The organism is Paenibacillus sp. FSL R7-0302 (assembly GCF_038006885.1).
Taxonomy (GTDB): Bacteria; Bacillota; Bacilli; order Paenibacillales; family Paenibacillaceae; genus Paenibacillus_AQ.
Genome location: NZ_JBBOWB010000001.1, coordinates 5957409 through 5970017, shown reverse-complemented (window position 1 = coordinate 5970017; position 12609 = coordinate 5957409). Strand labels below are relative to the sequence as shown.

General features: G+C 52.3%; 7 protein-coding genes and 1 riboswitch. Of the genes, 4 read left to right on the top strand and 3 right to left on the bottom strand.

The genetic code is table 11. The features are described 5' to 3' along the window. Positions 1 to 304: hypothetical protein (locus MKY96_RS25690; RefSeq protein WP_340944400.1), on the bottom strand; the 304-nt coding region annotated here is incomplete at its 3' end. Between the two features lie 295 nt (positions 305 to 599). Here MKY96_RS25690 and guaA point away from each other — a divergent pair. Next, the gene (gene guaA / locus MKY96_RS25685) at positions 600 to 2138 is read left to right on the top strand and encodes a glutamine-hydrolyzing GMP synthase (RefSeq protein WP_340944398.1); all 1539 of its coding nucleotides are present in this window, start codon (positions 600 to 602) and stop codon (positions 2136 to 2138) included. Positions 2139 to 2317: 179 nt separating this feature from the next. On the opposite strand, the gene MKY96_RS25680 is transcribed toward guaA, so the two are convergent. Then, on the bottom strand, positions 2318 to 3337 hold the full coding sequence (locus MKY96_RS25680; RefSeq protein ID WP_340944396.1) for an aminoglycoside phosphotransferase family protein: 1020 nt from the start codon (positions 3335 to 3337) through the stop codon (positions 2318 to 2320). Beyond that, on the bottom strand, positions 3334 to 4407 hold the full coding sequence (gene rsgA, locus MKY96_RS25675) for a ribosome small subunit-dependent GTPase A (RefSeq protein ID WP_340944394.1): 1074 nt from the start codon (positions 4405 to 4407) through the stop codon (positions 3334 to 3336). Before rsgA ends, MKY96_RS25680 begins: the two co-directional genes overlap by 4 nt. 538 nt (positions 4408 to 4945) lie before the next feature. Next, positions 4946 to 5045, top strand: a riboswitch (purine riboswitch). Positions 5046 to 5171: 126 nt separating this feature from the next. Between rsgA and MKY96_RS25670 the strand changes: the two genes are divergently transcribed. The 3 genes from MKY96_RS25670 to MKY96_RS25660 all read left to right on the top strand — a co-directional run bounded on the left by MKY96_RS25670 (position 5172) and on the right by MKY96_RS25660 (position 12565). Further along, positions 5172 to 6572 (top strand): NCS2 family permease, encoded by a 1401-nt coding sequence (locus MKY96_RS25670; RefSeq protein ID WP_340944393.1) that lies wholly within the window; start codon positions 5172 to 5174, stop codon positions 6570 to 6572. Positions 6573 to 6728: 156 nt separating this feature from the next. Next, positions 6729 to 8729, top strand: coding sequence for an ArnT family glycosyltransferase (locus MKY96_RS25665; RefSeq protein ID WP_340944391.1), 2001 nt, complete (start codon positions 6729 to 6731; stop codon positions 8727 to 8729). Beyond that, a complete protein-coding gene (locus MKY96_RS25660) occupies positions 8726 to 12565 on the top strand; it encodes a glycosyltransferase family 39 protein (RefSeq protein ID WP_340944390.1) in 3840 nt (1279 codons plus the stop codon). Before MKY96_RS25665 ends, MKY96_RS25660 begins: the two co-directional genes overlap by 4 nt. Positions 12566 to 12609 lie beyond the last annotated feature (44 nt).

Here is a 12609-nt window from a genome sequence, read left to right as displayed (position 1 = left end):
CTGCATGGGCACGAGGGCCAAATGTAATCGAAAAACCGACCACATTTAGCGCTGCATGGGCACGAGGGCCAAATGTAATCGAAAAACCGACCACATTTAACGCTGCATGGGCACGAGGGCCAAATGTAATCGAAAAACCGACCACATTTACCACTGCGTGGGCACGAGGACCAAATGTAATCGAAAAACCGACCACATTTAGCGCTGCGTGGGCACGAGGACCAAATGTAATCGAAAAACCGACTACATTCGGCGCTGCATGGGCACGAGGACCAAATGTATGTGAAAAACCGAATACAATCAAATTCACGCTTCCCCTAGCAACGCTGTATACGCCAGCCAGGGCTGTAATTCTTCACTGTATTTCCATAACATAGATACCGGTTCCCGGCAGCGGGAATTCGGCAGACACTTGCTCATCTGCAGGTATTAAGTACTGTCATGGCCACGAGCCTGTTTCCGCTACCTTTGCCTCGTGCAGGTATTACCTCCACCCCTGCCACAGCTATCCCAAAACCTTGAAACAGAGGGACCCCATTTCCTTGACGCTGAGAATTAACCATGAGTATAATGAATCCAATAATCAAGGGAGGCAAGTAATGAACAAGCCAAATGAAATAATCGTTGTTCTGGATTTCGGGGGACAGTATAACCAGCTTATCGCGCGCAGAATTCGTGACCTGGGGGTATACAGCGAGCTTCTGCCGTACAATACACCGATGGAGAAGATTAAGGCCTTATCACCCAAAGGGATTGTATTCTCAGGCGGGCCAAGCAGTGTCTATGCGGAGAATGCACCACATGTAGACCCGGCGATTTACGAGCTCGGGCTGCCGATCTTCGGAATCTGCTATGGGATGCAACTGATGGCTCAGCAGCAGGGGGGCAAGGTGGAACGCTCCGCCAAGCGCGAATACGGCAAAGCCGATGTAGAATTCGCACCCAGCTCCGTGCTTGCAGCAGGTCTTGAGAGCAAGCAGACGGTATGGATGAGCCACGGCGACCATGTTGTGGAGCTTCCGGAGGGCTTTAAGCTTGATGCCGGTACAGAGAGCGCACCGATTGCAGCCATGAGCAATGATGCACGCAAATTCTTCGCCGTTCAGTTCCATCCTGAGGTACGCCACTCCGTGAAGGGGAATGAGATGATCTCGAACTTCCTGTACGAGGTCTGCGGCTGCGAGGGCAAATGGACGATGGAGTCGTTCATCGAGGATGCCGTTAAGGATATCCGTGATAAAGTCGGCGACCGGAAGGTGCTCTGCGCACTCAGCGGCGGTGTGGATTCCTCTGTTGTGGCGATGCTGATTCACCGTGCGATCGGCGATCAGCTGACTTGTATGTTCATTGACCACGGCCTTCTGCGCAAAGGTGAAGCGGAGAGCGTCATGGAGACTTTTGTCGGCAAGTTCGATATCCATGTCGTCAAAATCGATGCCCGTGACCGCTTCCTCGGCAAGCTGGCCGGTGTCTCCGATCCCGAACAGAAACGTAAAATCATCGGCAACGAGTTCATCTACTGCTTCGACGAAGAATCGGCCAAGCTGGGTGACTTCGCGTTCCTGGCTCAGGGTACACTGTATACCGATATCGTAGAGAGCGGTACAGCAACGGCGCAGACGATCAAATCGCACCACAATGTGGGCGGGCTGCCGGAAGATATGAAATTCAGTCTGATTGAGCCGCTGAACACCCTCTTCAAGGATGAAGTCCGTAAGCTGGGCGAGGAGCTGGGCATGCCGCATGCGATTGTGTGGCGGCAGCCTTTCCCGGGTCCGGGTCTGGCGATTCGTGTGCTGGGTGAAGTGACTGAAGAGAAGCTGCAGATCGTCCGCGATTCCGACTATATCCTGCGTGAAGAGATTGCCAAGGCGGGTCTTGACCGCGAGATCTGGCAGTATTTCACTGCACTCCCTAACATGAAGAGTGTGGGCGTAATGGGTGACGAGCGCACCTATTCCTACACCGTAGGCATTCGTGCGGTAACCTCCATCGACGGCATGACTGCCGACTGGGCGCGTATCCCATGGGATGTACTGGAGAAAATCTCCGTGCGCATCGTCAACGAAGTGGACAACGTCAACCGTATCGTGTACGACATTACCTCGAAGCCGCCAGCGACGATCGAGTGGGAATAGATCAAGGATAAAATAAAAACTCTCTTCTATAGGCGATTTTTGCTGATGGGAGAGAGTTTTTTTCGAAATATAAGAAATTATATGTTGCACACGATAAATTATCCTTCTATTTCTCGCTGAAACGGTTATGACAAAAAAGAACTCCAAAACCCTATATTAAGGTTTGGAGTTCTTCCCGCTTAGACGGACAGCTGCAAGCTCTTCAATTCATACACCTTCTCTAGCGTACGAAGATTCTCCGCCTTCCCGTCATCCTCCTCCGTATGGAGATACCCTTCCACCATCCGGTATCCGAAGACGAGCAGAATGAATTCGTAGACGCAGTGGCCGGCAAGCGGGGCAATCTCTCCCGCATATTCCGCGAAGCCCCGGTAATAAGCAGGGACACACCGCTGATAGTATTCAATCATGTGATCAAGATCCGCCTCATCTGCAATCAGGCTGGCGATGTCCTCGCCGAGGTAGCCCCAGCCGCTGGTATCCCAGTCGATCAGCGCGATGGTCCCGCCAGTATAGATGATGTTGGTTACCCAGAAGTCCCGGTGGCATAACACCAGAGGCAGGCTTTCAATCCGGGCAAAAATATCGTCCGAATGCTCATCAATGTCGATGAGCATTTGCCGCACATGCTGCGGGAATTCGCATTTCTCTGAACGGATATAGTCGTAGACAACCGGCCAAGACCGGTAGTGCAGATAAGTATTCTTCATGAGGTCTGGATGGCTCAGGTTGGTCAGACTTTGCGGCACCTCAGGCTGCTCCGCGTACAGCTTCCCTTGATACCGGCCCAACTCCAATGCCGCCTGTTCATACATGTCACCGGTCAGCTCCAGGCCGGAGATGCCATCCATATATTCCAGCCATAATCTCATTTCATCCCCGGCTTCATTCATCTCAGCGTGATAACACACTGGCCAGCGGAAGGATTCCGTGAAGGTTGCCCCCAGTGGCGAAGCGTAGAGATCATATTCCCGCCGCCAGGAATGAGGATCATCGTAACGCTCCCATTTCTTCTGGATTTTCAGCACAATACGGTACGGCCGTTGCTCTCCGTCAGTCGTTTTGGCTGTTCCGGTAACCAGCTGCACATCTCCTAAGGTCCCGCCATGCAGCTGTAACGTTTGGTAGTCAGCAGATGTAATCGTTGTTTTGAAAAGCTCACTTAGTGCAGTATATAACGCTTCAGTTGGAATCTTCATTTTTTCCAGCCCCCGGTTTTCTTGGTTTGTTTTCTCTGCATCGCGATGGATTGATTGCGGGCATTTTTGTGAATAAGATAGCGTGTTCTATCTTGAACGAACTTGTTCTCATGCTGCTGGGCCTTATAATGCTCCCAGCGTCCACGCGGCAAGGAACCATCAGCAAGCGCGGCGAGCACCGCACAGCCCGGCTCGGACTCATGGCGGCAGTCATGGAACCGGCACTCTGCGAACCATTCCTCGACATCGTTGAAGCCTGCAGAGATCCCTTCGTCAGCGTCGAATAATCCAAGCTCACGCATCCCGGGGGTATCGATTACCATTGCTCCCGAGGGGAGCATGAACAACTGACGGTGGGTCGTCGTATGCCGTCCCCGGCTGTCTTCCTCCCGGATGGCACTGACCTTCATAACATCCCGTTCCATCAGGGCGTTAAGCAGCGATGATTTGCCGACTCCGGACATGCCAAGGAAGACGACAGTTGAACCTGGCTTAAGGTAGGCATCAAGCTCATGCAGCCCGAGACCGTTGTGACTGCACACGGCGTGCACCGGAACATCCGGCATGCTCTGCCGGACTTCTGCCAGCGGGAGGCTGTAATCTTCGGTGAGATCAGCCTTGGTCAGAATGACGACCGGCTGGCCGCCGCTCTGCCTGGCCTGGGTCAGGTACCGCATCATGCGGGTGACATTGAAATCCCAGTTCAGGGAGGACAGAATAAATACATAGTCAAAGTTGGCGGCCACGACCTGCTCCAGAATGGTTTTGGTATAGCCTGCGGCATGGCCGGAATAATTTGCCCGCGAGAACTTGGAGCGGCGGGGGAGAAGGGCAACAATGAGCGAATCCCCGCTTCCGTTCGGGCGCAGTAAGGCAAAATCACCGACGCACGGGAAGTCCTCCCGGGTTTCTGTACTGTGATAGAACGTGCCTTTGAGTACAGCGGTCAACTCGCCCCGCTCTGTGATTACCGTGAAGCGCTCCCGCCGGAGCTCTGTAATTCTGCCAGGCAATAGCCCGGACGGGATTTCCTCTATTTCTGTATATCCATAGGTTTTTAGATCAATCATGGTTTTGGGTTAGCTCCTTATCTGTTGTTTTGTGGACGCAAAAATGCCGCAGACCAGCAGCCTCAAGAAGAAGCTGCTGATCTGCGGCATCAAGATGCAAAGAAGATACGACCTTCATCGTATCCCGCAAACAGCAATATTCACGAAAGGTTACTTGGGATGGCATACCAAATAATACGGGCTTTTACCCGCCTTTTTAAGAAGCATGCCTGCTATGCAGTTCTAAACTGAAACCACCATATAAGTAGTAGCCAATTAAAACATCCCCTTTCGGATTAAGGAACTTGTAAGAAAATGGAGTGCTTATCGCTAAGCTAATTCAGTTTAACATATGTTTGCGTGCCCATCCATGTAGAGTTTAATTATAATTAATTAAGTGCGGAACTATCCGCATTTATGCTGCAAGGTTTGGCCGATTCTCCCTGAACCAAGCGGGATTTGTCATAGAAATGTTCAATTTACGAACATTTGTGTAAACCTGACGGGCAATGTTCGTATTTACCATTGACAAGAGCTGTCATCTCCCCCTAAAATGATAAAGCGCTACAGCAAATATATTCGTATAATTCCGGGGATCGGCCCGGAAGTCTCTACGAGGTCACCGTAATGACCTGGCTACGATTAAGAAGAGCAACTTGTTCTGGGAATTCCGGCGATTGTCCGGAATTCCCGGCAGCCATCTCTTTTTCGGGCCGGTGTCTTCCCAGATGCCGGCTTTTGTGTTGCTGTAATGGCACAACATACAACCTTAGGGGGAGAACGATTTGAACCGCTTTTTCAAATTGAAAGAGAATGGCACTACAGTACGCACAGAGATCATGGCCGGTATAACCACGTTTATGGCAATGGCTTATATTCTGTCGGTTAATCCAAGCACTCTGACTGCCTTCGGCCGCATTGATATGGGCTGGTATTCCGTATTCCTTGCGACTGCGCTGGCAGCCGGTATTTTCACCATTGCCATGGGGGTATTCATTAACTTCCCGGTCGCTCTGGCACCTGGTATGGGCCTTAACGCATATTTCGCTTCCGTCGTCTTATCCTCCGCCACCACTGAACATGAGTTCACCTGGCAGATGGGTCTTACCGCCGTATTTATCTCCGGGATTATCTTTATCCTCCTGACCGTTACCCGGGTCCGGCAAATCCTGCTCACTGCCATTCCTGACAGCCTGAAGCATGCGATCACTGTCGGTATCGGGATGTTCATCACCATTATCGGCCTGAAGAACAGCGGACTGATGACCATCGGCGTTGAAGCCGGTAAAGACATCTCCGCCAATACATTTACAGATGTACTCTCCTTTGAAACGGTTATTCATATGGGCAGCCTGGAGAACACCAATGTTCAGCTCGTGATTATCGGTCTGCTGCTGATCTCCATTCTAATGGTACTGCGCGTTCGCGGTGCTATCCTGTTCGGAATTCTCGGGACTACCGTGGCTGCGATTCTCATGGGTGCAGTAGATTTCAGTTCACTGAGCAATCCGCAGACGCCATGGGTTCCTGACTTCACCCAGCTTAACTTCTGGGAATTCGACTGGGAAGGCATTATGCACACCGGTATCGTATCGGCGATTGCCACTTTTACCTTCGTAGAACTGTTCGATACCTTCGGTACGCTGGTGGGTACTGCTGAACGTGCCGGAATCATGAAGAACCCTGAAGAGGGCAAAAAACGTGTCGGCAACGCCATGTTCGTAGATGCGGTAGCTGTTGCGGGCGGTGCGATGCTGGGTACTTCCACCACTACCGCTTATGTAGAAAGTGCAGCCGGTGTAGCTGAAGGCGGACGTACGGGTCTGACTGCAGTAACTACGGGGATCTGCTTCCTGCTTGCCTTGTTCCTGGCTCCGGTAGTCGCTCTGATCCCTGGTCCGGCCACAGCGGCAGCACTGATTATTGTCGGTGTACTCATGGCTCAATCGATCCGTGATATTGACTTCCAGGACATGGTGTTGGCGATTCCGGCCTTCCTGACCTTCGTGATCATGCCGTTTACGTATAACATTGCTAACGGGATCTCATTCGGGATTGTTACTTACGTGATTCTGGCTTGTGTAGCGAATATCGCCGGCAAGAAGAAATATGATATCCACTGGATGATGTGGGTGCTGGCGATTCTGATCATCCTGCGTTATGTTCTGATCGGCAGCCAAGGCTGATAAGCTTTACGGATTCTGACTTACATTCTGCGGTCTCTTCATTATATGAAGGGGCCGTTTTCTTTTTATTCTTTTAAGAGGGAGCCGCGCGGGACAAGCTGGGTTTTACCCTTTTCATCAACCAATATTTAGATTATATTGTTGAAGAGGTGATAAATGGTGTCCGGTGTATTCAATCGAGTGTACAAGTTCTTCCGTAGCCAGCCCTGGCCGGTGCTGCTGTTCCTGCTTGGGGCAATAGTCCGTATTCTATACATAACTTCTATTCCACCGGGACTGAACCAGGACGAAGCCTCTATCGGCTATGATGCCTACGCCATTTTACACTACGGGATGGACCGGAATGGTGTTCATCTGCCAATTCACCTGATCGCTTGGGGGAGCGGGCAGAATGCGCTCTATGCCTACTTGTCCATGCCGTTCATTCTGTTGTTCGGACTGACGCCGTTGTCTGTAAGGGCGCTTAGTCTGATCATGGGACTACTGGGCATGCTGTTTTTCTATCTGATTATGAAAAGACTGTCGGCCTCGCCTGGGGCCGGGACCGCTGCCATGTTCTTCATCGCCATTAATCCGTGGCATATTATGATGTCCAGGTGGGCGCTGGAATCGAATCTGTTTCCTACGATGATTTTGATCGCTGTATACTGTCTGCTGCGCTCCTTTACGAATCCAAGATGGCTGTACGCCTTTACCGGCATGCTGGCCCTCTCACTGTATGCTTATGGAACAGCCTACTTCTTCGTCCCGCTATTTGCGCTCGGTACGGCAATTCTTCTATTATATAGCAAGGTCCTGCGACCCCGTGCCCTAGTCTGGAATTGTGTAGGGTTTGCGGCACTGGCGCTGCCTATATTACTATTTATTATCATTAACCGTTACGCTATGCAGGATATAGCCACTCCGCTGTTCACGATTCCGAAGCTTACGACGCCGCGCGTGGAGGAGATTTCATCCGTATTCGGCGGCAGGCTGTGGCAGGCGGCTGCGGATAACCTCAGTGCTTTCAGCAAGCTGATGTGGAGCGGAAGTGACGGCTTGGCCTGGAACTCCATCTCTCCTTACGGATATGCGTACCCGCTGGCACTGCCTTTTGCCCTGCTCGGCCTGATCGTTCTCCTGCATTCCTGGTGGACAAGCCGGCGGGAGAGGGAGAGCGCTGGTAAGGGAGCCGTGCTGCTCTGGCTCCTGGTGGCGGTGCTAATGGCGCTGATTACAACTGTGAATATTAACCGGATTAATATTATTTATTATCCGTTCATTATGCTGGTAAGCACCGGATTCGTCTGGCTGGCAGGCAGAGTCAAAGGTATAGCCATCCTGGCCGCGGCCGGGTTCGCCGTGATGTTTATTTTATTCTCCAATACGTATTTCCGCGAGTTCCCTGAGCGAATCGGTCCGGCCTTCTATGAATCCTTGGGGGAGGCAGTCCAGTATGCTTCGGAACACAGCACCGGTGAAGTCTATCTAACGAATCAGGTGAATATGCCTTATATTTATGTGTTGTTCTATGAACAGATCAGTCCGCATGATTTCCTGAAGTCCGTTCAGTATGCCAATCCGGGAGAAGCCTTTCAGCGTGTTTCTTCCTTTGGAAGATACAGATTTGATGATTTGAACAGGGTGCCTGCGAATGCCGCATATATCTATGCGAATACTGCTGCTCCGCCTGCGGCAAGCACCGGGTCCAGAGTGAAGCGTTTTGCCAACTACAGCGTACTGCTCACCAGTGAACAGAATGTCGGGCCTCAAGACACACCCAAGACTGCTGCAAGCGAATTTGTGAATGGCGGATTTGAAGAAGGGACGGCGGGCTGGTCCTTCTCTGCGGGAACGGGAGTTGCTGTCAACAACCCCTTCGCCGGGAGTAAGCTGGCCTATCTTGATCCCGGAACGGAGAACATCGTTTCGCAGGCTTTCACTGCACCAGCCGGTGAGTACAGACTGACCGTCATGTCCAGTAGCGGCGGAAGCGGCGGGAAGATCGGCATTTGGGCAGCCGGTAAGCTGCTTGCCGAGACAGAGCTGCCTGCGGCGGAAGCCTATCAACAGGTCACACTTCCTGCAGTCACTCTGGAGCAGGGGATACAGGCAGAAGTATACATAACCGGCGGTAATGGCTGGATTAACATTGACGAGGTGAGGGTAGAACGATGACCAAGAAGATACGTGCGGCGGCAACCGTTATACTGATGCTCCTATTATTTATTCTTCCTGTAACAAGTATTTATGCCGAAGGGAATGTATTGCAGAACCCGGGCTTTGAAGAAGGTGAAGACGGGGCTCCGACAGGCTGGAGCAAGGATATGTGGATTGCCGGAGATGCGGCGGGCTCCATATCCGTTCAGTCCGAAGAGGTTCATTCCGGCAGCAAGGCGGCGGTTATCGAGAATCTGGAGCCCAATCACCTGAAGTGGGTGCAGACCGTTACCGTCTTGCCGGATAGCTATTACAGAATCTCTGGATACGTCAAAATAGCCAGCATCGCAGGCGGGGGAATCGGGGCCAATATTTTCCCGGTAGGCATTGGCGGCGGTTATCCTGCTACCAGCGATACCGGCGGTGAATGGCAGCTTCTGGAGTTCATCGGCCAGACCGGCAAGGAGCAGACCGAGATCGGAATCGGCGCTGCGCTGGGCGGCTATGCCAATCTGATTCAAGGTAAAGCCTATTTCGATGATCTGTCCGTAGAGAAGCTGGATACAGTGCCGGAGGGCTCGAATATCATCTCACTGGACAGCGGAGCCCAGGCTCCGCCGGCTGATGCGGACGGCGGAAGCAAGCCGGAGGAAGTGCCGCATAAAGTATCGCCGGCCAAGCTGCTGCTGCTTTCGGGAGTATTCTGCCTGTTTTTTGCTTTTCTATATACAAGAGCCTTCCGCAGTGAGCGCCTGCTGAGACAGGAGGATGTAATCTACACCCGCTGGCTGTACGTTTTGTTCGGGGCGGCATTCATCCTGCGGATCTGGATCAGCCTTACGGCACAGGGCTATAAGAATGATATGAACACCTTCATGGCCTGGGGCCAGCGCCTGACCGACCTTGGACCGGGCAAATTCTATGAGGAAGGTTATTTCGCTGATTACCCGCCGGGGTACTTATATGTGCTATACCTGCTTAGCCTGCTGCGCGGATTGTTTAACTTTGCGGGCGGGTCAGGTGCTGAGACGGTTCTCTTCAAGCTGCCTGCGATGCTCTCTGATCTGGTGCTGGGCTGGATTATCTATAAGAGCGCACGAACCAGGCTCGGCTCCGGGCTGGCTATGGGGCTGATGATGCTATTCCTGTTCAATCCGGCTGTGCTGATGGATTCGGCAGCCTGGGGGCAGGCGGATTCTTTTTTCCTCATCTTCCTGCTGCTCAGTATAATGGGGGTTGTTGATAAGCGCTTCGTACGTGCAGCGGTCTTCTTTGCCGTCGCTACATTAATCAAGCCGCAGGCGCTGATTTTCACACCTGTGCTGCTGCTTGCCTTCTATCATCACCGGGCCTGGAAGCAGCTTGCGCTGGGCGCCCTGTACGGGCTGGGGATTTTCCTTGTCCTTGCAGCCCCGTTCTTCTGGAACAACGGCGGTTTTGCAGGCTTGATTAACCTCTACAAAAGCACACTGTCCTCCTATCCGTATTCCACAGTGAATGCATTCAATCTGTATGCCTTGACTGACCCGATGTGGTCGGCGCTGGATGTGACCTGGCTCGGCATACCGTATCGTATATGGGGCTTTATTTTCATCCTGGTGGCAGTAGCACTTGCTGCTTATTATTCCTTCAATACCAAGGACCGCAAGGATCTCTCCAAGTCCTACTTCATCGCTATGGTGCTGATCACGATTGTCTTCGTATTCGGTACCAAAATGCATGAGCGTTACTTGTATCCGGTACTGATTCTGTCCTTATTCGCCTTCATGGAGAGCCGGGACCGGCGGTTCCTGACCCTGTTCCTCGGGTTCTCCCTGACCCAGTACATCAATGTTGGTTATACACTGGCGTACCTGAATACCGGCGGAAATCCGCCGGCTGACGGCATTGTTCTGGTTACAGCTATTACCACTATCATTCTTGCGATATATCTTCTCTATATTGGATACGATGTATATATCCGCCGAACTGTGAAGCTTTTGCCTGAGCCAGTTACCCCCAAGGAGGCGTACGCAGCAGATCTGCTGCTTGCAGAAGGCATCAAGCCGCTTGCCGCTGCTGAGCGGCGTTCTCCGCTGAAGCTGAAGCGCAGAGACTGGATCTGGATGCTCAGTATCACCGTACTATACGGGACACTTGCCCTCTATCATCTGGGAGATAACAAGGCACCTGAGACTCTGTGGGAGCCGGCAGCCAGCGGCGAGAGCTTCTATGTGGATCTGGGGGAGGCCCATCAACTGGAGCGGGTCAATGTGTTCGGCGGTGTCGGAACAGGGAAGTTTCAGCTGGAATTCAGCCAGACCCCTGATAATTGGAGCAGCCCGCTTGAGGTGAGCGAGGATGTGGGCAATGTCTTCATCTGGAAAAGCCAGCCGCTTAACGTATCCGCAAGATATGTCAAGCTCTCGGTTACGTCTCCAGGCTTCACCCTCAATGAGATGGCCTTCTATGAGCAGGGGGCACCGGAGGTTCCTCTGACGATAGCAAGCGTGACACCCGATTCGGGAGCAGCAGCTAAAAGAGGAACGCCGGCCAATCTGTTCGACGAGCAGTCCGTCATACCCAAGAACTCTAATTTCATGAACAGTACGTATTTTGATGAGATCTATCATGCCCGTACGGCTTATGAGCATTATCATAATATTGTTCCTTATGAGAATACGCATCCGCCGCTTGGCAAGCTGCTGATCGGGGTAGGGATGGAGCTGTTCGGCGTCAATCCGTTCGGGTGGCGGATCATAGGGACCTTGTTCGGGATTGCGATGCTGCCGCTGATCTATATCATGGCGATGCGGTTGTTCCGTAAGACCACCTATGCTGCACTGGCAGCGGGACTATTCGCTCTGGACTTCATGCATTTCACCCAGACACGGATATCGACCATCGATGTGTACGGTGTATTCTTCATTATGCTGATGTTCTATTTCATGCAGCGGTATTTCACGATGAATTTCTACCGGATGCCGCTGCGGACCACACTGGCTCCGCTGTTCTGGTCCGGCCTGTTCTTCGGCATCGGGGTTGCTTCGAAGTGGATCGTGATTTACGGCGGCGCGGGACTTGCTATTATGCTGGTGCTGTCGCTGCTGGACCGCTACCGGGAGTATAAGGCTGCCGGACGCCTGCTGGCTGATGGCAAGCTGAGCGGTCAGGAGCTCAAAGCCGCCTGCCGGACTGCAGATCAGTCCTTCTGGAAGAACACGATCATCACGCTGGCCAGCTGCATCGGATTCTTCGTCATCATTCCGGGAATCATATACAGCCTGTCCTTCATTCCTTCACTATCTGCGTCGGCAGAGGGCTTCACCGTTAAGGGGCTGATTGATGCCCAGAAGAATATGTACAACTATCACAGCCAGCTTGTAGCTACACATCCGTTCGCCTCCTCCTGGTGGGAGTGGCCGTTCATGAAGCGTCCGGTGTGGTTCTTCAGCGGCGGTGAAGGCTTGCCGGCAGGCAAGGCGAGCAGCATAGTAACGATGGGCAATCCGCTGATCTGGTGGACAGGAATCTTCACGATGCTCGCTGCTGTATGGTTCACCCTGAAGCGCCGGGACAAGAGCCTGTATATGATCTGGATCGGCTTCTTCTCACAATATGTTCCGTGGATGCTTGTGCCGCGTGAGACGTTCCTGTACCATTACTTTGCGATGGTGCCGTTTATGATTCTATCCATTGTGTACATTCTGAAGCTGCTTGACGGAAGTTTCCGGGGTGCCAAATATCTGCGGTACGCCTATGTTGCGGCCGCCGCCATCCTGTTTGTAATGTTCTATCCGGTATTGTCCGGCATGCAGGTGAACAGCAGTTATATCATTCATGTACTTCGCTGGTTCCCTTCCTGGGTATTCTAGGAGGGGAGCTGTAAGAGCCGCATAGCTGCTCAAAGCTGATGTTG